We start from the raw sequence: 21,050 nt of genomic DNA on the forward strand, positions 1-21,050 counted from the left end.
ATTAAAAGCCGTTTTTCGCGGCATTAGACTGCGGCCAGAAACGCCTGCAGGTGCCTCATTGCGTGCATGAGTCACTACTTTCCGCAACGACGTCACGTAGAGAGAGGGGAATATGTCAGATACAACGCAACCGGAACCACGCACTACGGCGCCCGTCGTACGACTGCCGTTCGAGCGCGCCGAATACGCAGCCCGTATCGGCAAGGCGCGCAAGGCCATGCAGGTAGCCGGGATCGAACTGCTGGTCGTGTCCGATCCGACCAACATGGCGTGGCTCACCGGTTACGACGGCTGGTCGTTCTACGTGCATCAGTGCGTGCTGCTCGCGCTGGACGGCGAACCCGTCTGGTTCGGCCGCGGCCAGGACGCCAATGGTGCGAAACGCACCGTGTTCATGGAGCACGATCAGATCGTCGGTTATCCGGATCATTACGTGCAATCCACCGCGCGGCATCCGATGGACTATCTCGCCCACGAGGTGATCGAAGCGCGCGGTTGGGGCGCCTTGAAGATCGGCGTGGAAATGGATAATTACTATTTCAGCGCCGCGGCCTGGCGCTCGCTCGTCACTCATTTGCCGAAGGCGCAATGGCAGGATGCAACCGGCCTCGTAAACTGGCAACGCGCCGTCAAATCGCCGCGTGAAATCGAATATATGCGCGTGGCTGCGCGCATCGTCGAAAAGATGCATGCGCATATCGTCGAACGGATCGAACCCGGCATGCGCAAGAATGACCTGGTCGCCGAAATTTACTCGGCGGGCATTACCGGCGTCGACGGTTACGGCGGTGACTATCCGGCGATCGTGCCGCTTTTGCCGACCGGCGCCGATGCCGCCGCCCCGCATCTGACCTGGGACGACACGCCCTTCGCAAAGGATGCCGGCACGTTCTTCGAAATCGCCGGCTGCTTCAAGCGCTATCACTGTCCGCAGTCGCGCACCGTGTACCTCGGCAAGCCGCCAAAGCATTTCATCGAAGGCGAGCGCGCGGTGGTGGAAGGCATTGAAGCAGGTCTGGCCGCGGCCAGACCCGGCAACACGTGCGAGGACATCGCCAATGCATTCTTCGCGGTGCTGCACAAATACGGCATCGAGAAAAACAGCCGCTGCGGCTATCCAATTGGCGCGAGCTATCCGCCGGACTGGGGCGAACGCACGATGAGCCTGCGGCCGGGGGACAAGACGGTCCTCGAGCCGGGTATGACGTTTCACTTCATGCCGGGCCTCTGGCTCGACGACTGGGGGCTCGAAATCACCGAAAGCATCCTGATTACCGGGTCCGGCGTCGAGACCTTCTGCAACACGCCGCGCAAGCTGTTCGTCAAACCGTAAGCCAGGTCGCCCCCTGTGCCACCGTGGTTTCCGTGACCGCGGCGCGCACCGGGACAGGCCAAAGGGGAAACATGCATCCGAAGACAATGAAAGCCGTCGTGCTGACCGCCCACGGCGGTCTCGACAAACTCGTCTATCGCGACGACGTGCCGGTTCCCGTTTGCAAACCGGGTGAAGTGCTGCTCGAAGTCACTGCTTGCGGGCTGAACAACACTGACGTATGGGTTCGCGAGGGCGCGTACGGTACGGACGACGACCCGCAAGCCGTCTCCACCTGGCGGCGCGGCCGCTCGACGTTGTCGTTTCCACGCATCCACGGCGCGGATATCGTCGGACGCGTGGTGGCCGTGGGCAGCGGTGTCAGCGATGCGCGTATCGGAGAACGCGTGATCGTCGACGCATCGATCTATAACCGCGACGACGACAGCCTCGCCGATATCGACTACATCGGCCACGGCCGCGACGGCGGTTACGCCGAATACACCGCGATACCCGCACAGAACGCGCATCGCGTCGACTCCGTGTACAGCGATGCCGAACTCGCAACGTTCTGGTGTGCGTATCACACCGGCGAACAGATGATCGAGCGCGCAGCGGTCAAACGCGGTGAAACGGTGCTGATCACGGGCGCCTCTGGTGGCGTCGGATCGGGCATCATTCAGCTATGCCGCGCGCGTGGGGCGATTCCGTACGCCGTGGTCAGCAAGGGTAAGGAAGATGCAGTACTCGAGCTCGGCGCAGAAGGCGCAATGCTGCGCGACAGCGAGAATTTCGCCGCGGAGGTCGAACGGATGACCGGCGGCCGGCCGGTCGATGTGGTAGCCGACCTGGTCGGCGGCGCGCTGTTCGGCAAACTGCTGAACGTGTTACGTCCGGAAGGACGTTACACCACGGCCGGCGCCATTGCCGGACCGGTAGTCCAGCTGGACTTGCGCACGATGTATTTGAAGCAGTTGCAGCTGAACGGGTCGTCGCAAGGCACGCGCAGTGCCTTTAAACGTGTGCTCGGCTATATCCAGACCGGCACGATCAAGCCGATTCTGGCCGCGACCTGGCCTTTGTCGAAGTTTCACGAAGCGCAAACGCAATTCATGACCAGGCGTTTCGTGGGCAACATCGTCGTGATTCCGGACCGGCATTACACGCAAGCCGCAAAAGAGGCGTGAATAACAAACCTGCAAGACACGCAGCCGGAACCGCGATCATCCGCTGTTCCGGCTCCGTTCCGTTCACTCCCCGCACGATCATTGATTGAAACGCCGGCCGCGCCGCGAACCGCGGCGCGGCCGGCACGCCTGTTCCTTACGCGGAAGCAGCCGGAGCCAGGACCTGAGACGCGACTTCATCCACCGCCTCGCGCGCCAGCTTCACGATCTCGTCGACCTCGTCGCGCGTGGTGATCAGTGGCGGCGCGAAACCAAGGATGTCGCCGTGCGGCATGGCGCGCGCGATCAGGCCGCGTTGCAATGCGGCAGCCGAGACACGCGGACCGACCTTCAGCGCTGCATCGAATGGTTGACGACCGTCCTTGTCGGCCATGAATTCGAGCGCGGCCAGCATGCCCACGCCGCGCACTTCGCCGACCAGCGGATGAGAATCGAACGCCGCGTGCAGTTGTTCGAGCAGATATGCACCGGTTTGCGCCGCGTTTTCCGTGAGATTCTCACGCTCGAGAATATCGAGGTTCGCGAGCGCCGCCGCGGCGCAGATCGGGTGACCGGAATAGGTCCAGCCATGACCCATCGCGCCGGATTCCTGCGACGCCTTGTCGATCACGTCCCACACGCCTTCGCTGACGATCACGCCCGACAGCGGTGCATACGCGCTCGTCAGGCCCTTCGCCACGGTAATCAGATCCGGCGTGATGCCATAGTGTTGCGCGCCCATCTTCGAGCCGAGGCGACCGAAACCGCAGACCACTTCGTCGCAGATCAGCAGAATGTCGTGCTTCTTCAGCACCTGCTGGATCGCCGCCCAGTAACCGGCCGGCGGCGGCAGGATACCGCCCGTGCCCATCGCCGGTTCCGCGATGAAGGTAGCAATCGTATCCGCGCCTTCCTGTGCAATCAGTTTTTCCAGTTCTTCCACGCAGTACGCAACGAATTGCACCTCGTTCATGCCGGCCGGCGCCTGCCGGTACCAGTGCGGACACACCGTATGTTTGACGCGCTCGACCGGCAAATCGAAAAACTGATGGAAGCTCGGCAAGCCGGTGAGACTGCCGGTGACGATTCCCGAACCGTGATATCCGCGCTGGCGGGAGATGATCTTCTTCTTGCCCGGACGGCCCTTCACGTTGTTGTAATACCAGACGAGCTTGATCTGTGTTTCGTTCGCGTCCGAACCGGACATGCCGTAGTAGACCTTCTTCATGCCCTGCGGCGACCAGTCGATGATGCGCGACGACAGTTCGATGATCGTATCCGTCGAGTGACCGACATACGTGTGGTAGTAGGCGAGCTTCTTCGCCTGCTCGTAGATCGCTTCGGCAACTTCGGTGCGGCCATAGCCGATATTCACGCAATACAGACCCGCGAAAGCATCGATATACGACTTGCCCTGATGGTCTTCGATGCAAATGCCTTTCGCGCCGGTCACGATGCGCCCGGGTAGCGCCCCGCTCGCATGGTCGTGAGCGTGCGTCGAGGGATGCATGAAGTGCGCGCGGTCGGCGTCGAAGAGTGTGTCGAGTTGGGTCATTGGGAGCTCCTTCGTGTAATCGATGAATGGAATGCGTTGGCTCAGGCCGTGGTGGTAGTGGCCACGGCCGTGGTCGCGGCGGCGATGCGATGAGCGGGAAGACTGTCGGTGACCGGCAAGCCAAGTTGGCCGAGGCAGAAATAGCGGGTTTCGACAAACGGCTCGAAACCTTCGGCTCCGCCCTCGCGACCGAGTCCGGATGACTTGATGCCGCCGAACGGAATCGGCGCGCCGGTGAATTTCGCGCCGTTCACGGATACCATCGCGAAGTCGAGACGGCGAATCAGTTGAAACACCGTGTTGAGGTCTTTCGCGCAGACATAGGCGGCGAGCCCGTATTCGGTGTCGTTCGCGCGTTCGATGACTTCGTCGAGCGAGTCGAATGGCGAGACCGCCGAGATGGGCGCGAAGTTTTCTTCGTCGTAGATGCGCATGCCGGGCGCGGCGTCCGCGACCACGGTCGGTTCGAAGAACCAGCCGCCGCGTTCGTGGGCCGCGCCGCCGGCCGTAATGCGCGCGCCCTTCGCCCTGGCGTCGGCGACGCGCTGCGCCGTGGTGTCGAATGCGGCTTGATGCATCAGCGGACCGACATCCACGTCTGCTTCGAATGCGGAGCCGACCCTCAGCGCTTTGACGGCCTCGCTATATTGCGTAACGAACGCTTCATACAGCGGCCGCGCGACAAAGATGCGATTGGCCGCGCAGCAGTCCTGGCCGGACGTCTGAAACTTCGCCGCGACCGCCACGCGCACGGCCTGATCGAGGTCGGCATCTTCAGTCACGATAAAGGGCGCGTTACCACCGAGTTCGAGTGCCGTCTTCCTGATGCAGGACTGGGCCGCCGTTTGCATGACCAGCGCACCGACTCGCGTCGAACCGGTGAAGCTCACCGAACGCACCCGGGTGTCGCGCACCAGCGTTTCCATCGCCATTTGCGGTTCGCCAAGCACGACATTGAATACGCCAGCAGGAAAGCCGGCCTCTTCCGCAAGCTGTGCGAGCGCGAGTGCCGAAAATGGCGTTTCATGCGCGGGCTTCACCACCACGGTACAACCGGCGGCGAGCGCGGCAGCGGCCTTGCGGGTAATCATCGCGCAGGGGAAATTCCACGGCGTGATCAGCGCGGCCACACCGACCGGTTCGATCACCGTGCCCAGCTGCGCGCCGTCGATATGCGTCGGAATCGTGCGTCCGTTCAGGCGTCGCACTTCGTGCGCGAACCATTCGACGAAACTCGCGCCATAGGCGATTTCGCCGCGTGCCTCGGCGAGCGGCTTGCCCTGTTCGAGCGACAGAATCGCAGCCAGATCATGCTGATGGCGCAGGATCAGCTCATGCCAGCGCAGCAGCAGTGTCGAGCGTCTGGCAACCGGCAGCCAGCGCCATGTCGGGAAGGCACGCTGCGCCGCGTCGACGGCTGCGGTGATTTGCGACGCGTCGAGCATCGGCACGTGGCCGAGCACCTCCTGATTCGCCGGATTCTGCACGGCGACACTCGCGGCGCTTGCGCTGTGTACCCAGCGTCCGTCGACGTAGCACAGCGATTTGAACAGGACCGGATGACCCAGCAACATGACGACCTCCCGTGTGCAATGTATGTCCGTTACTGTACGTCCGGCGACGGTGCGGTTTTTCTGGTTGTGGTGCCGCAAAGCCCGTGTTTTTTCTGGAATTCGTCGCGACGTGTGGCGATTTTCGGGCGCGCTCGCCGCGCGCTTCAACTGCCCTCGCCGATGGATTGTTCCGCCCAGTCCGGCAAACCTTCCGCGCAGCTCTTCACCACCTTCGTGACGATGTACGTAAAGTACTTTTCGATGCCCAGTTCGTCGGTGAGCAGCGAATCGATGAACCGCTGATAGTGGTCGATGTCGCGCGACATCACATGCATCACGTAGTCGACACCGCCGCCCGTCGCGTGGCATTGCACGACCTCCGGCGCGGCGGCGATCCGCTCCTCGAAACGCCGCATGTCCTGCGCGGTGTGGCGTGCCAGCGTGACCTCGACCACCACGCGGCTGCCCTTGAAGGCGCGCACCCAGTCGATATCGGCGCGATAACCGCGAATCACGCCGCCCTCCTCAAGACGCCTGACGCGCTCCCACGCCGGCGAAATCGACAGGTTGATCTCCTCGGCCAGACGCGACTTGGTGATGCGTCCGTCGTTCGCGAGGATGCGCAAAATCGCCAGATCGTAGCGGTCGAGTTTCATCGTGCGATCAGACCGTCACCGGCATGCCGCGCTCGACGACATCGGCCACCACCGCCACCGTGTCGCCCGTGCGCACGAGCCCCGGAAAATGCCGGGCCGCGAGCATGCCGCCGCGGCGCGAGCGATATTCGACGGGCGCCACGCCGGTGCGCGAAGCATCGTGAATTCGCGCGATGACTTCGCCCTTTTCGACCGTCTCGCCGAGATCCTTGCACAACTCCAGCAGACCGTCGTGTTCGCTCGTCGTAAAGCAGGTGCCGTCGGGCATGTCGAGCAGCGTCGTGCCGCGCGGGGCCTGACACGCGGCTTCGTCCTGCCTGAGAATGCCCGCATGCTGCAGGAAACCCCGCACGCCGCGCTCCGCCACCGCCACGCTTTGCACCGTCGCCGTACCGCCGCCGCCGAGTTCGGTCGACACGAACACCTTGCCCGCTTCCTCAACCGCGGTGTCGTACAGGCCGACGCTATCGAGTTCGAGCATCCGCATCGAATACGGCGCGCCGAAGGCGCTCATCGCCGCTTCACAGCGGGCCTGCTGGCCGGCATCCGGCAGCAGGTGAATCGCGGCGAACGGCACGAAGTCGAGCGTGCGGCCGCCGGCGTGCAGATCGAGCACGTAATCGGCGAGCGGCAGCAAATAGCGTTGAAAGTAATCGGCGATCTTCTCGGTGACCGTGCCGTCCGGTCTGCCGGGGAAGCTGCGATTCAGATTGCCGCCGTCGATCGGCGACGTGCGGCTGCCCGCGCGGAATGCCGGAAAATTCATGAACGGCACGATGATCACGCGCCCTTGCACGTCTTTGGCTTTCAACGTCGCGGCCAGCTTCGACAATGCGATGGGGCCTTCGTATTCGTCGCCGTGATTGCCGCCGGTGAGAAGCGCCGTCGGCCCCTCGCCATTGCGGATTACCGTGACCGGAATCATCTCCGCGCCCCATGCGGACGTATCGTGCGAATGGGGCAGCTTCAGAAAGCCGTGTTGTTCGCCGTCGGCGTCGAAATCGACCGTCGGCTGAACAGGCGATGCACGCATAGGCATGACGCCCTCTCGGACAGCTTGCGCACCTGCGCCCGCGTTCCGTTCCCGTTGTGTTGTTTCAGACATCGTCCCCTCTCAGTGCTTTGTGTCATTGCGGAAAATCATCCCCGCGCCCGCAGCACGCGCGCGCTTCAACGCGAGCGAGGCAATCGCGGTGTCCTGCGCACCGGTGCCGGTCAAATCGCAGATCGTCACGTCGGCTTCATTGGCGCGGCCCACGGCCTGTCCGGCAATCACCTGACCCAGTTCCGCTATCGCGGCGTCGGCGCGCATCAAGCCGGCATTCAGCGCGTGATGCAATTCGCCCAGCACACGCGTTTGCTGCGCGCGGTCGCACACATAGCGTGCCGCCGCGAGCGCTGCCGGCGCGATTTCATTTTTGTGCTCCGCGTCCGAACCCATCGCCGTGATGTGCAAACCTGGATGCAGGTCCGCGGCTTCGATCAGCGGTATCCGGCTTGGCGTGGTGGTGATCGCGATGTCCGCTTCGGCGAGCGCATGATGGACGTCGCGTGCAACATCGCATGGCAGGCCGAGCGCGGCGGTCATCTCCGCGGCGAAACACTGCGCACTGGCCGGATCACGCGCCCATACGCGCACGTGTTCGACGCGACGCACGAGCATCAACGCCCTCAATTGCAAACGTGCCTGCTCGCCGGCGCCAAGCACCGCGACTTGCGGCGTGTGCTGCTTCGCAAGCCAGCGAGCCGCGACCGCGCCGGCGGCGGCCGTGCGCACGGCCGTCAGATAACCGTTGTCAAGCAGCACCGCTTCAGTCAGCCCCGTCTTTGCCGACAACACCAGCATCAGCCCGTTCAGACTCGGCAAACCGAGCGACGGGTTGTTGAAAAAGCCAGGACTCACCTTGATCGCGAAGCTGTCGAGGCGCGGCAGCCAGGCTGTCTTGACGTCGACTTCGCCGTTGTGTCCGGGCAAATCGAGACGCAAGACCGGCGGCATCGCGACGGCTTCGGTCGCGAGTGCGAGAAAGGCGTCCTCCACCTGGTCGATGGCGGCAAGGTCGAGCGGCACGAGTTCCCGAAGCTGGGCTTCGCCGAGGAGCGTGATAGATGTCATGAGGCAGTGTGCGAGGCAGGTTGGGTCGACGCCGCATCGACGATGCGGCGATGCTGGTCCATGTCGATGTTGGCGCCCGTCACGACGAGCACGAGCGGGCCACGTTTGATGCGCCCGAAGGGCAACACGCCATCGAGCAAAGCGGCGATGCCGACAGCCGCCGCACCTTCCACGACGAGCCGTTCATGCCGGTACGCATGGGCGATGCCGCGTGCGATCGACGCCTCGTCGAGCAACACGGTTTCGTCGATCAGATCGCGCGTGAGTGCATACGTATAGCGGTTTTCAAGTCCGATGCCGCCACCGAGCGAATCGGCGAGCGTCTCGACTTCTTCGACCCGCACCGGCTGGCCGGCCACGAGACTCGCATGCATCGCGGCGCCGCGCGCCATCGTCACGCCGGTCAGGTCAATCGCGCGATTCGCGCTTTTCGCGGCGAACGCAATACCCGCGAACAGGCCGCCACCGGACAGCGGCACGACGATGTTCGCCACATCCGGCAACGCCTCGACGATTTCGAGTCCGATCGTCGCCTGCCCGGCGATTACATGTAAATCATCGAACGGCGGGACGTAGGCAAAGCCTTCTTCGCGTACCAGTCGCAACGCTTCATGTTCGGCCTCGTCCTGGCTTTTGCCGATAATCCGCGCGTGGGCGCCGAGTGCGCGCACGGCTTCGACTTTATTGCCCGGCACGAGCGTCGACATGCAGACCGTCGCGCCGATACCGAGCGCGCGGGCCGCATGTGCAACCGCGCGACCATGATTGCCCGTCGAAGCGGTCACGACTTTCTGGCAGCCCTGTCCGGCGAGTCGGGCGAGTGCGTTGGTGGCACCGCGCAGCTTGAAACTGCCGGTCGGCTGCACGGTTTCGAGTTTCAGAAACACCGGCGTGCCCGCTCTCGCCGACAAACTCTGCGATTCGACGAGCGGCGTACGACAAACGCGCCCCTCGATACGGCAACGCGCGCGGTAAACATCGGCTAACGACAGAACAGACATGAACGCCCTGCACGAATGAGTTCAGTTCCGATGCGCTCGCGCCTGCGTTGTCACGCTGATTTGCGGCCGCATCGTTCTCATGCAGCCCAGTCTAATGTTCTATAAAACGATTTCCATTGTCCTAGTTCATTTCGTGCGCGCAGCGCGAAATCCGCTCGAAAAAGTCAGGTGAAATCGTGTACCTGCGGGAACTGTTCGAACACGTCGCGCATCGTTTCCAGCGCGCCTTTGTAGGTCTCTTCGCCGACCTCGGCGCCGACGCAAACGCGCACTGCATTCGGCCGGTCCGCGTCGCGCACCAGAAATGGATCAGGCGACGTCACGGCGATGTCGCGGTTGCGCAGCTCCCTCACCAGACGGTCGGTGCGCCAGTGATCGGGCACGCGCAGCCAGGCGGACAGCGCCTGCGGATGCGCGCCGAGTACATAGCTGCCCAGCGTTTTCTGCAATTGCGCCTGACGCCGCCCTAACAGTTCGCGTTGTATTTCGACGAGCCGCGCGGCCGTCCCATCGACGATCCAGCGCGTCGTCACCTCGGCCATTGGCGGCGTCGCCATCCAGCTGCTCACGCGCAGCACGCTTTCCGCACGCAGCGCGAGCCGCCGTGGCGTGGCGAGGTAGCCGATCCGCAAGCCGGCCATCACCGACTTGGTCATGCTCGTGCAATAGAACGACAGGTCGGGGATCAGACTCGAGATTGGCGTGGAGGCTTTGGCGGGCAAAGGGCCGTAGACATCGTCCTCGATCACATAAACGCCGTAGCGGTCGGCGATTTTCGCAATCGCGCGGCGCCGCGAGTCGGGCATCAGCGCGACCGTGGGATTGTTCAGCGTAGGCGTGCAGACGAGCGCCGTGATGCGCTCGCTGTCGCACATCTCCTCGAAATGTTCGGGGTGAATGCCGTGCTCGTCGATTTCGAGGCCTTTCAGCGTAAAGCCCAGTACGTTCGCCGAGCCGATCACGCCATGATCCGTGAGGCTTTCGCACAGCACCGTGTCGCCCGGCCCGACCAGCGAAGCCAGCGCCAGAAAAATGCCGTGGGCGGCGCCGTTCGTGACCAGCAGCGTATCCGCCGAAGCCGGCATGCCCAACGACGCGAGCCACGCGACCCCCGCCTGGCGATGATGCTCGAAGCCCGCAATGGGGCGGAACGCGCGAATCCAGGGCTGGTCGTCGAGCGTCGAAAGCGTCGCGCACACCTTGCGCCACATGGCGTCGTGTTCCGGTGTATGGATGATGCGCGCGATCGAAAAGTCGACCACCGAGCGCTCGGCTGTGTCGAGCATATAGCTCGACATGGTTTCGGTGACGCGCGCCGCCACGAAACTGCCACGCCCCACCTCGCAACGGATCAGCCCTTGCCGCTCCAGTTCCTTATAGGCATTGGTCACCGTTTGCACGCTGATTGCCAGTTCCGCGGCGACGTCGCGCTGCGGCGGCAACCGCGCGCCGGCCGGCAGCGACGCGTTTTCGATGTCGCCCGCGATTGCCTTGACCAGCCGCTTGTATTTCGATTCCACGCCATGCACCGCACGCACGGCATCCCGCCACTGCTCGATCGCCACGGCCATCCCCTGTTGTTCCCTGTTGTCCGGTCGCGCATGGGTGCGCTCCCTGCCAATAGTGCCGCCAAACAGCGCATGAAAATTATTGTCCTAGAGCATTAGCAAACAAAAATATGGCTTTGTATGCTGCGTTCACGGATGCAGCGCCGGGCGGGCAATCCGCAGCAACGCCAACCTTTGCCTGCCACGGCGCATGATGCACCGCGACATTCAACACGCCACGGAACGGGATCGATATGAAAGCGAAGCGCACTTCAGGATTGCCGGGAGCCCTCTGCGTCGCCGTCGCGGCGCTGACGATGCAGGCACCGGCCGCATCGGCGGAAACAACGTTGCAGCGCATCCAGCGCACCGGTGAGGTGCGCATCGGCTATGCAAACGAAGCGCCGTTTGCGTACACGACTCCCGACGGCAAGGTCACCGGCGAATCGCCGGAAATCGCCCGCAAGATTTTCGCCAGAATGGGCGTGAAAAAAGTGGACGGCGTGCTGACCGAATGGGGTTCGCTGATTCCCGGCCTGCGCGCGGGCCGCTTCGACGTCATCGCCGCCGGCATGTACATCACGCCGGAACGCTGCAAGCAGGTGGCGTTCGCCGACCCGCAGTATCAGATCCAGGACACGCTGCTCGTGCTGAAAGGCAATCCGAAGAATCTGCACAGCTTCGGCGATATCGGCAAGCAGCCCGATGTGAAGCTGGCCGTGATGGCCGGCGCCGTCGAGCTCGCCAATTCGCGCGACGCGGGTGTGAAAGACGCCCAGCTGCTGCAGGTGCCCGACACCACCGCGGAACTGCAGGCCGTGCGCGCGCGCCGCGCCGATGCGGCCGCCGGCACGACGTTGACGATGAAAGGTCTCGCCGCCAAGGACGCCGACCAGGTCGAAGCGGTCGCGAAGTTCACGGACGATCCAAGGCACACCGGCTACGGTGCGCTCGCGTTCCGCCCGGAGGATACCGATCTGCGCGACGCGGTCGACAAACAGCTGCACGCGTGGCTGGGCACGACCGACCATCTGCAAACGGTCGCCCCGTTCGGTTTCGACAAAACGAATCTGACGACGCGGAGCGCCGCAGACATCTGCGGCAAGTAGTGGCCGGCAAAGTCGTATCGAAGGCCGGCGCACGCCTGTGGTGAACCGGTCATGAAGCTTAAGGCACGCGCAGCCGCGCGCCGTCATGCAAGCGAGGAACCGCCATGCGCGAACTGTTTCCCCTGCTGCTCCAGGGCACGCTCGTCACGATCGGGATCGCCGCGTGCAGCACCGTTCCCGCCGTCGTCATGGCGTTCGTCGCCACGGCCGCGAAGCTTGCACCGTGGGCGCCGCTGCGCTGGCTCGGCAACGCCTATGTCGAGATCTTTCGCGGCACCTCGTTGCTCGTGCAACTGTTCTGGTTTTTCTTCGTGCTGCCCCTGCCGCCGTTCCGGATCGAGATGACGCCGTTTACCGTCGCGATCGTCGGGCTGGGTTTGCACTATGGTGCGTACGGCTCGGAAATCCTGCGCGGCGCGCTGCGCTCGGTGCCGGGCGCCCAGTTCGAGGCGGCGCTCGCGCTCAATCTGTCGCCGCTCACCCGGATGCGCCGCATCATCCTGCCGCAAGCCATGATCAACGCGTTGCCGCCCGCCACCAATCTGATGATCGAACTGCTCAAGGGCACCTCGCTGGTATCGCTGATCACGCTGTCGGACCTGACGTTTCGCGCCCGGCAACTCGACGAGGCCACCTTCAAGACCGCACAGATTTTCGCCCTCACGCTGGTCATCTACTTCGTGCTCGCGCAGATTCTCGTCGCGTTGATGCGGCATTTCGAGCGTCGCGTGAGTCATGGGATCAATCAGAGGGCCGTGCGATGAACGGCTTCTTCGACCTTCATTACGCGGCGCGGATTCTGCCCGCCCTGCTGCGCGCGTCGATGTACACGATCCTCATCACGTTGATCGGCTTTGCCATCGCGCTGGTGCTCGGACTCGTGCTCGCGGTGCTGCGGCGCAGCCCGGTCAAGGCGGTTTCGCGCACGACGGGTTTTGTCGTCGAGTTCATCCGCAGCACGCCGCTGCTCATCCAGGTCTACGTGCTGTTCTACGTGCTGCCCGTGTACGGCATCACGATGTCCGCGCTGACGGCGGGCACGGTCGGTATCGCGCTGCACTATGCGTGCTACACCTCCGAGGTGTATCGCGCCGGCCTGAACGGCGTGGCGCGCGGCCAGTGGGAAGCGGCGTGCGCGCTGTCGCTCTCGCCGTGGCGCACGTATAGCGGCGTGATCCTGCCGCAGGCGATTCGCCAGGTGATTCCGGCGCTCGGCAATTATCTGGTGGCGATGTTCAAGGACACGCCGGTGCTATCCGCGATCACCGTGGTCGAACTGATGCAGCAGGCCAAGAACATCGGTTCCGAAACGTTTCGCTATCTCGAACCGATCACGCTGGCGGGCATCTTCTTCCTGCTGATCAGCGTGACCTTCGCGCACCTCGTGCGCCGGCTCGAAACCGGGTTGAGGTTGCCGTGACAACGAAGACCGACCTCAACACCCTTGCCCCTATCCCTTCACAGCGGGACCTGTCCGTGGAGAAACAGATGAAACGAGGCGATCCCGCCACCATGCTGGGGCCGCGGGCCGGCACGGCAGGCGAAGCACCGATGGTGCGCTTTTCCGGCGTGACGAAGCGCTACGGCGCGCTGACGGTACTCGACGAACTCGACCTGGAAATTGGCCGCGGTGAGAAAGTGGCGATCATCGGCCCGAGCGGTTCGGGCAAGTCGACCCTGTTGCGCGTGCTGATGACCCTCGATCCGCTGACCGACGGCATGATCGAAGTGGACGGCGAACCGCTCATGCACATGCATAAGAACGGCGTGCTGGTACCGGCTTCGCTCAGGCATCTGCGGCGCGTGCGCAGCAAGATCGGCATGGTGTTTCAGAGCTTCAACCTGTTTCCGCACATGACCGCGCTCGCCAACACGATCGAAGCGCCGATTCAGGTGCTGGGGCTCTCGCGCAAGGAAGCCACCGAACGCGCGCGCGAACTGCTCGCGCTGGTCGGCCTCGAGGACAAATGCAATCACTATCCGTCGCAGCTATCCGGCGGCCAGCAACAGCGCGTGGCCATTGCACGCGCACTGGCGATGCGGCCGAAGGTGATGCTATTCGACGAAGTGACGTCGGCGCTCGATCCTGAACTATGCGGCGAAGTGCTGAACGTGATCCGGCGCCTCGGCAGCGAGCACGATCTGACGATGCTGATGGTCACGCACCAGATGGGCTTCGCGCGTGAATTCGCGGACCGTGTGTGCTTTTTCTCCGAGGGCAAGATCATTGAGCAGGGTCCGCCGCAACAGTTCTTCGCCTCGCCCCAGCATGAACGGACGCAGCAGTTCTTGCGGGCAGTGAAGGAAGCCATTTGAGATTTTCACCCGTGCCGTACGTTAATCCGTCAGCAGACGCGGCGCAGATCGCCCCTAGGCAGCATGAGCTGGACTGACGCAATGCGTCACGTGCCTGGGATGCGCGCAGGCGACCCCGACAAGGCCGAAACTTACATCCCTCGTTTTCCTCGATGTCGTGACCTGACTTTGCCTGCCAGGTCTTCTTCCTGAAACCTGCACCGCCTCGATCTTCCCCGTTTCGGGCTGGCGGCAAATGAAGTCGGCCATCGTCGACAATCCGGGGTGATCGTCTGGCAATCAAGACGCGTTGCAACGCGAAACCCGACGGGTCCCGCTCCGCCCGCCGAACATAGATCACCGGGGTGTCGGCGAGCACTGCACGCGCATGCATCTGCAGATCCAGCAAAACCTTTGGGTCTGCTCCGAGTTGTAGCGCACTGTCGACAATCGCATCCCGCACTTCCGCCGGTCGCCACTCCTGCCGACAGTTCACGCCGAATAAGGCCCCTCCGGCCCATTTCGCAGCGTGCGCGCGAGCAACTCCAGCGCCTCGCGCAACGCCTCGTGACTGCGCGCGCCACCCAGACTCAGACGCACCGCATGTGGCGCGGAGCCGCGCCCGATCACGAAACTGTCCGCCGTTTTCAGCAGCACGCCCGCCTGCCGCAGCGCCGCGGCGAACTCCGCGGCGCGCCACGGCTCCGCGAGCGGCAGCCACAGATGCGGGCTCGCGGGATCCGTGCGATACGTCCAGCCCGCCAGCACCTCGGCGGCAATCGCGTGACGCACGTCCACCTGCGCGCGCTGCTGCGCGACCAGCCGGTCGATATCGCCGTTCACGATCCAGCGCGCCGCAATCTCCGCACAGAGTGGCGAGGTCATCCAGCAGTCGTTGCGAATCACCGCGAGGATCTTGCCGACCCAGTCCTGCGGCGCCTGCACGTAGCCAATGCGCAACCCGGGCGCGACCGCCTTCGAAAGACTGCTGATGGCAATGCCGTGCTCGGGCAGCCGCGCAGCCAGCGGCGTGGGTGGCGCATCGAGCAGCGCCGCAGGTACGAGGTCTTCAATCACGACGAGGTGATGACGCACCGCAATCGCGGCAATCTCCGCGCGCCGCGCGTCGGACAAGGTCGCCGTGGTCGGATTGTGCAGCGTCGGCACGCAGAAGAGCGCGCGCGGCGCGAGCAGCCCGCACGCGCGCTCGAGCGCGGCGGGCACGATGCCCTCCTCGTCGATTTCGATGCCCACGAGATTGAGCCGCAGCTGCCGCGCAAGCGCGACGATGCCCGGGTAGCTCAGCGCCTCCGCAAAGAGCGTGTCACCCGGGCGCAGCACCGCGCGCAACACACAAGCGAGCCCGTGCTGCGCGCCCTGGGTGACCAGCACGCGCTCCGCAGGCACCGCGCATCCCATGCGCGCGAGCCAGCGCGCGCCCGCCTCGCGATGCGAGCGGCGACCGCCCTCCGGCTGATAGAGCAGGAGTTCGCCGGCCAGACGCTCATCGGCGGCCAGCTCGCGCAGCGTCTGCGTGAGCAGCGGCGCTTCGTCGGTCTGCATCGGCACGTTCTGGCCGAGATCGAACGTGGGCGCCGTGGCGGATGCCGCCGGAGCGCCCATCATCGTCGCCACCGGCTCGGTCAGCTCCGGCGCCTGCCGGGTGCGCGTGGGCAGGCGCGCGCCGTCGGCGTCCGGCTCCGCCACATAGGTGCCGTCGCCCACGCGCGCCACCACCATGCCGCAGCGCTCCAGCTCCGCATAGGCGCGGCTGATGGTCCCGGTCGTCACGTTGAGTTTCTTCGCGAGCAGCCGATGCGCGGGCAGCTTCTCGCCAGGCAGCATCTGGCCGCCATTGATGGCCTGCGCGTACGCGTAGGCAATCGCGCGGTATTTCGGTTCGTTGCTACGAGGCAAGGTGGGCAGCCAGCCGTTCATGGTGTTTTCCCGAGGGTCGACGCGTGCCGCATTCCTGCGCGGCAGGCTGCGTCATTATCGCGCCCAATTCGCGGAAATGAAGGCTGTCATTTACTTCAATTGACTTCATTGAGTGCCATGAATTGGCCCTCTAGGATGCCGTAACGCCTGCACAGGCCAAGGAGACAATCGCCGCCCGCGCCCGTTTTTTTGCGCATCCGGCGGCGCACCACGCGCCATGACAAACCGCATTGCACGCATCACGGTCAGCCAGCACCGCCTGCCGCTCGACCCGCCCTTTCCGGCATCCTGGGACAGCCGGCCTCGCCGCGCCTTTCCCGCAACGATCGTGCGTGTCGAGGACACCGAAGGACGCGTCGGCATCGGCTCCGGCGACGCCATGTACGGTCTCGACGACTACCGCGATCTCTTCATCGGCACCGATCCGCTCGACCTCGCCCGCCACTCCGCCATCCTCGACAACCTGAGCTTCCACGCGGGCCGCCTCTGGCCGCTCGACGTCGCGCTCTGGGACCTGGCCGGCAAGATCCTCGGCCAGCCGTGCTGGCAGATGGCAGGTGGACGTTCGAGCCGCGTGCGGGCGTATGCATCGTCGGGCATGCACCGCACGCTGGACGGCATGGCGCGCTGGGCCGGGCATGCGGTCGCGCGCGGCTTTCCGGCGCTCAAGGTGCGCTTTGGCCGCGCCAGCCTCGCCGACGATCTCGCCGCGCTCGCTGCCGTGCGCGAAGCGGCCGGCGACGGGATCGAGCTGATGGTGGACTGCAACCAGGGCTGGCGCATGCCCTGGGACACCCAGGCGCCGTGGCGCGCCGAAGAGGCGCTCGCCGTGATCCGTCAGATCGAGCGCTATCGCGTGTACTGGGTGGAGGAGCCGCTGCATCGCGGCGACTACACGGGCCTCGCGTGGCTGCGCAAACAGACCGGTGTGCTCATCGCGGGCGGCGAAATGACGCGCGAAGCCCACGAGTTCGCAACGCTGCTCGCGCACGAATGTTTCGACGTATATCAACCCGACGTCGTCTGCACGCTCGGCATGGAAGGCACGCGGCGTCTCGCGGCGCAGATCGAGGCGAACGGCAAGGTGTTCACGCCGCACACGTGGGGCAACGGCATCGGCCTCGCGGCGAATCTGCATATGGTGGCAGGCGCGGCGCACGCGCCGTTCGTCGAGTTTCCATACGATCCGCCCGAATGGACGACGGCGCGGCGCGACTTCCCGCTCACGCGCACGATCGAGACCGACGCCCAGGGCTGGATCGAGCTCGGCAACGCGCCAGGCCTCGGCATCGAACTGGACGAAGCCGTGCTCGCCGCGACGCGCGCAACCGACAGCCGCTACGACTGAGGAAAACACAGGCAGACCGGATCATCCCGGGTCGCCGCACACGTCAGCGCATGCGCGGACGGCCCCACACCGGCAGTGCCACAGCACGGCATGACCGGACCATAACGAAGCATTCCGAATGCATTACAAATACAAGGAGACATGCAATGAAACGGATTACCTCCCTGATTCGCGCGGCCTGCCTCGCCGCGCCGCTTGCGGTAGCCGCGCTTCCCGCGCACGCCGCCGGCACCTGGTGCAGCCAGGGCAAGCCGGTGCGCTTCGCGGGCGTGACATGGGAAAGCGGCAACTTTACGGCCGAAGTGCTGCGCTACATCGTCAAGAACGGCTATGGCTGCCAGACCGACACCGTCCCCGGCAGCACGGCGGCCACGGAAACGGCGCTCTCGCGCAACGACCTGCAGATCTGGTCCGAGCAATGGACGGGCCGCTCGGAGATCATCGCGGGCGCGGTGAAGGCGGGCTCGGTGAAGCTGGTGGGCGACACGCTGCCGGGCGGCACGAAGGAAGGCTGGTACGTGCCCGACTACGTGGTGCACGGCGACCCGAAACGCGGCATCAAGCCGATGGCGCCGGACCTGCAATCGGTGAGCGACCTGCCCAGGTACAAGGCGCTCTTCACCGACGACGAGGAACCGGATCGCGGCCGCTTCCTGAACTGCCCGTCGGGTTGGGACTGCGAGCGCGTGAACTCGCGCCTCCTGAAGCTGCTCAAGCTCGACGACACCTATACGAACTTCCGCCCCGGCACGGGCGCGGCGCTCGACGCGGCGATCTCGTCGGCGTATGAGCGCGGCAAGCCGATTCTCACGTACTACTGGGAGCCGGCAGCCCTGATGGCGAAGTACAAGTTCGTCCAGCTGAAGATGCCGCCGTTCAACGAAGCCTGCTGGAAGACGCTGCGCGAAGAGAACAGCACGAACCAGTGCGCGTCGTCCTACCTCGTCTCGCATCTGAAGATCGGTGTCTCCACGCCCTTCTATCAGGCCGAGCCCGACGTGATGGCGTTCTTCTCGAAGGTGAACTTCCCGATCGACTTCCTGAACACGACGATCCTCGACATGACCGAACACAAGGTCGACGCGCAGTCCGAAGCGCTCAAGTTCCTCAAGGCGCACCCGGAGATGTGGAAGACATGGGTGCCGGCGGACGTCGCGGCGAAGGTGCAGAAGTCGCTCGGCGCGTGATCAGGATCTCTGGCTGACACACTGACAAACCTGCAAACCAGAAAGCTGGGCCGCGACTTGCGGCCCCCACACAAGTTAGGAGACTCGAAGTGAAGAAGAAAATCATTGCGGCGCTGCCGCTCGCGCTCGCCATGGCGGGTGCCCACGCACAAGGCAGCGTGACGCTGTACGGTATCGTCGACCTGGGGATCGACTACGCCAGCAACGTGGTGAACGGCGCCAACGGCAACCTCGTGCCGGGCAGCGGCGGACACCTCTTCCAGATGCAGAGCGGCGTGCCGGCGGGCAGCCGCTGGGGCCTGCGCGGCTCCGAAGACCTGGGCGGCGGCCTTTCGACGATCTTCCGCCTCGAAAGCGGCTTCAACGCGGCGACAGGCACGGGCAGCGGCTTCTCGCGCAACGCCTACGTGGGCCTCAAGTCAGGGCAGTACGGCCAGGTCACGTTCGGCAAGCAGTGGGATGCCACCGTCGACCTGATCGAACCGTACTCGCTCAACGGCAACTTCGGCGGCTGGTACTTCTCGCACCCGAACGACATGGACAACATGGACAACGGGTTCTCGGTCAACAACGCCGTCAAGTACATCAGCCCGACCATTGCGGGCTTCCAGTTCGAAGGCCACTACTCGCCCGGCGGCCAGGCCGGCCAGTTCTCGAACAACGCCTCGTACAGCGCGGCGGCCGCCTGGACGCTCGGATCGTTCAGCGCGGGCGTGGGCTACCTGCGCGTGAACGATCCGGTCGCGGCGGTCGCCGGTTACGGCAGCGGCGGCGGCTTCGTCAACGTCATTTACGGGAATGCGCTCGCCAACGCGCGCTATCAGGGCATTCTGTCCGCGGGAGGGTCCTGGGCGCTCGGCAGCCTGAAGATGATGTTCAACTACACGAACGTGGACTTCTCGTCGGGCAACGGCAGTCACGACCTGCACTTCCAGAACTACGAGCTTTCGGGTACCTACGCGGTCACGCCAGCGGTCACCGTGGGCGCCGGCTATACCTTCACGGACGGCCTCGATCACGCAACCGACCAGGCGCCGAAGTATCATCAGGTCAACCTGATCGCGCAGTACGCGCTCTCGAAGCGCACCTCCGTCTACGCGATGGGTTCGTACCAGCACGCGGCGGGTTCGGCTGAAAATGCGCAGATCACGGGCTTCAACCCGTCGAGCACGCCGAATCAGGTCGTCAGCCGCGTGGGCATCACGCACGTGTTCTAACTCACTGTCGTACGCTCGCTGTCGTACTGTCTGGGCGCCGGCGCAGGCCGGCGTCCTTTTCGCGTCAAGAGGTTCCAGCATGCGCCGCCTCCCTTCCCTTTCGGCCCTGCGCTCTTTCGAAGAAGCCAGCCGAACCCTCAGCTTCACGAAAGCGGCGCAGAATCTGCACGTCACGCAAGGCGCGATCAGCCGCCAGATCCGGCTCCTTGAAGACTATCTCGGCACGCCGCTTTTCATGCGGCACCATCACCGGCTCGAAATCACCCCGGCGGGCAAGCGCCTGCTGCCCACGCTGCAGGCCGCGTTCGACAGCATCGCCCATACGCTCGACACGATCCGCGCCGATCCGTCGAACAGCCTCCTCACCCTCAACGCCGCGCCGACGCTCGCCACGCGCTGGCTCACGCCGCGCCTGCGCGATTTCCAGGCGCGCCATCCGGACCTGCGCATCTCCATCACGAACGAATACGGCCCGCTGCACGGCAGCGAGCGTAACGAGGACTGCCAGCTCCGCTTCGGCATGGAGCCGCTGCCGGGCGGACAGAGCACGTTTCTGATGCGCGAGCGCCATGTGCTCGTGGGCTCGGCGCGCGAGTTCGACGGTCCACCCGCGGATGAAGACGCGCTGCGTGCGATTCTGGCGCAGCACCGGTGGCTCTATATCCTCGATATCGACCGCCGGTTGCTGGTGTGGGAGGCGTGGCTCGAAGCCGCCCGGCTCGACGTGGAGATGGCGCCGCGCGGCGAGCTGGAGTTCAGCACGCTCGATCAGGTCATTCACGCGGCCGTGGCCGGACTAGGCATCGCGGTCGCGGACCGGCACATGATCGAGCAGGAACTGGCGAGCGGCATGCTCGTGCAGTTGAGCGAGGTCGAAGTGGATGGGCCCGCGGGCTATTGGCTCGACGTGCGGCCCGAAGTCCAGGAGACAGTGCGTGTGCGCAATTTTAGTGACTGGCTGGTCGAGCATCATGCGGTGGGTGCTTCAGACGGGAAAGGTCACTCCGCTCCCGTTTCGCCCGCCCGGTAAGCCAGGGCTCAAGGATTCGC

The 21,050-nt window shown here is 64.5% G+C and carries 18 protein-coding genes; 10 read left to right on the forward strand and 8 right to left on the reverse strand.

The window, feature by feature from the left end; genetic code table 11:
* Positions 1-112 precede the first annotated feature (112 nt).
* Together doeA and BLV45_RS23285 are read left to right on the forward strand one after the other, a co-directional pair.
* Positions 113-1,333 (forward strand): ectoine hydrolase DoeA, encoded by a 1,221-nt coding sequence (doeA, locus tag BLV45_RS23280; protein WP_090537017.1) that lies wholly within the window; start codon positions 113-115, stop codon positions 1,331-1,333.
* A 71-nt stretch (positions 1,334-1,404) separates the two neighbouring features.
* Positions 1,405-2,499 carry an alcohol dehydrogenase family protein gene (locus tag BLV45_RS23285; RefSeq protein ID WP_090537019.1) on the forward strand — a complete coding sequence of 365 codons (1,095 nt, stop codon included), beginning with the start codon at positions 1,405-1,407 and terminating at the stop codon, positions 2,497-2,499.
* A gap of 136 nt (positions 2,500-2,635) precedes the next feature.
* Here BLV45_RS23285 and BLV45_RS23290 read toward each other — a convergent pair whose 3' ends face one another.
* The 7 genes from BLV45_RS23290 to ehuR (BLV45_RS23320) form a co-directional block, all read right to left on the reverse strand.
* The gene (locus BLV45_RS23290; protein ID WP_090537021.1) at positions 2,636-4,033 is read right to left on the reverse strand and encodes an aspartate aminotransferase family protein; all 1,398 of its coding nucleotides are present in this window, start codon (positions 4,031-4,033) and stop codon (positions 2,636-2,638) included.
* 41 nt (positions 4,034-4,074) lie between these two features.
* A complete protein-coding gene (locus tag BLV45_RS23295; RefSeq protein WP_090537024.1) occupies positions 4,075-5,607 on the reverse strand; it encodes an NAD-dependent succinate-semialdehyde dehydrogenase in 1,533 nt (510 codons plus the stop codon).
* Between the two features lie 143 nt (positions 5,608-5,750).
* On the reverse strand, positions 5,751-6,242 hold the full coding sequence (locus BLV45_RS23300) for an Lrp/AsnC family transcriptional regulator (protein ID WP_090537026.1): 492 nt from the start codon (positions 6,240-6,242) through the stop codon (positions 5,751-5,753).
* 7 nt (positions 6,243-6,249) lie between these two features.
* Positions 6,250-7,275, reverse strand: coding sequence for a N(2)-acetyl-L-2,4-diaminobutanoate deacetylase DoeB (gene doeB / locus BLV45_RS23305; RefSeq protein ID WP_090537028.1), 1,026 nt, complete (start codon positions 7,273-7,275; stop codon positions 6,250-6,252).
* Between the two features lie 81 nt (positions 7,276-7,356).
* Positions 7,357-8,358: a cyclodeaminase gene (locus BLV45_RS23310; RefSeq protein ID WP_090537030.1), complete on the reverse strand. Its 1,002-nt coding sequence runs from the start codon at positions 8,356-8,358 to the stop codon at positions 7,357-7,359.
* On the reverse strand, positions 8,355-9,359 hold the full coding sequence (gene eutB, locus BLV45_RS23315) for a hydroxyectoine utilization dehydratase EutB (RefSeq protein ID WP_090537032.1): 1,005 nt from the start codon (positions 9,357-9,359) through the stop codon (positions 8,355-8,357). The genes BLV45_RS23310 and eutB overlap by 4 nt, the downstream gene beginning before the upstream one ends.
* Before the next feature lie 164 nt (positions 9,360-9,523).
* Positions 9,524-10,930 (reverse strand): MocR-like ectoine utilization transcription factor EhuR, encoded by a 1,407-nt coding sequence (gene ehuR / locus BLV45_RS23320; RefSeq protein ID WP_090537034.1) that lies wholly within the window; start codon positions 10,928-10,930, stop codon positions 9,524-9,526.
* A gap of 230 nt (positions 10,931-11,160) precedes the next feature.
* On the opposite strand from ehuR (BLV45_RS23320), the gene ehuB reads away from it, so the two are divergent.
* The 4 genes from ehuB (at position 11,161) to ehuA (ending at position 14,331) form a co-directional block, all read left to right on the forward strand.
* A complete protein-coding gene (ehuB, locus tag BLV45_RS23325; protein WP_090537036.1) occupies positions 11,161-12,015 on the forward strand; it encodes an ectoine/hydroxyectoine ABC transporter substrate-binding protein EhuB in 855 nt (284 codons plus the stop codon).
* 104 nt (positions 12,016-12,119) lie between these two features.
* Complete coding sequence (gene ehuC / locus BLV45_RS23330; protein WP_090537037.1) at positions 12,120-12,779, forward strand: ectoine/hydroxyectoine ABC transporter permease subunit EhuC; 660 nt, start codon at positions 12,120-12,122, stop codon at positions 12,777-12,779.
* Positions 12,776-13,435: an ectoine/hydroxyectoine ABC transporter permease subunit EhuD gene (gene ehuD, locus BLV45_RS23335; RefSeq protein ID WP_090537039.1), complete on the forward strand. Its 660-nt coding sequence runs from the start codon at positions 12,776-12,778 to the stop codon at positions 13,433-13,435. Before ehuC ends, ehuD begins: the two co-directional genes overlap by 4 nt.
* A gap of 68 nt (positions 13,436-13,503) precedes the next feature.
* The gene (ehuA, locus tag BLV45_RS23340; RefSeq protein WP_090537041.1) at positions 13,504-14,331 is read left to right on the forward strand and encodes an ectoine/hydroxyectoine ABC transporter ATP-binding protein EhuA; all 828 of its coding nucleotides are present in this window, start codon (positions 13,504-13,506) and stop codon (positions 14,329-14,331) included.
* A gap of 471 nt (positions 14,332-14,802) precedes the next feature.
* On the opposite strand, the gene ehuR (BLV45_RS23345) is transcribed toward ehuA, so the two are convergent.
* On the reverse strand, positions 14,803-16,248 hold the full coding sequence (gene ehuR / locus BLV45_RS23345) for a MocR-like ectoine utilization transcription factor EhuR (RefSeq protein WP_090537043.1): 1,446 nt from the start codon (positions 16,246-16,248) through the stop codon (positions 14,803-14,805).
* A gap of 217 nt (positions 16,249-16,465) precedes the next feature.
* Here ehuR (BLV45_RS23345) and BLV45_RS23350 point away from each other — a divergent pair, with 217 nt between their 5' ends.
* The 4 genes from BLV45_RS23350 to BLV45_RS23365 all read left to right on the forward strand — a co-directional run bounded on the left by BLV45_RS23350 (position 16,466) and on the right by BLV45_RS23365 (position 21,030).
* A complete protein-coding gene (locus tag BLV45_RS23350) occupies positions 16,466-17,596 on the forward strand; it encodes a mandelate racemase/muconate lactonizing enzyme family protein (RefSeq protein ID WP_090537045.1) in 1,131 nt (376 codons plus the stop codon).
* Positions 17,597-17,742: 146 nt separating this feature from the next.
* A complete protein-coding gene (locus BLV45_RS23355; RefSeq protein WP_090537047.1) occupies positions 17,743-18,783 on the forward strand; it encodes an ABC transporter substrate-binding protein in 1,041 nt (346 codons plus the stop codon).
* Positions 18,784-18,914: 131 nt separating this feature from the next.
* The gene (locus tag BLV45_RS23360; protein ID WP_090537168.1) at positions 18,915-20,000 is read left to right on the forward strand and encodes a porin; all 1,086 of its coding nucleotides are present in this window, start codon (positions 18,915-18,917) and stop codon (positions 19,998-20,000) included.
* A 79-nt stretch (positions 20,001-20,079) separates the two neighbouring features.
* Positions 20,080-21,030, forward strand: a complete 951-nt coding sequence (locus BLV45_RS23365) for a LysR substrate-binding domain-containing protein (protein WP_090537049.1) — start codon at positions 20,080-20,082, stop codon at positions 21,028-21,030.
* Positions 21,031-21,050 lie beyond the last annotated feature (20 nt).

The sequence above is a fragment of the Paraburkholderia sartisoli genome (assembly GCF_900107685.1).
Taxonomy (GTDB): Bacteria; Pseudomonadota; Gammaproteobacteria; order Burkholderiales; family Burkholderiaceae; genus Paraburkholderia; species Paraburkholderia sartisoli.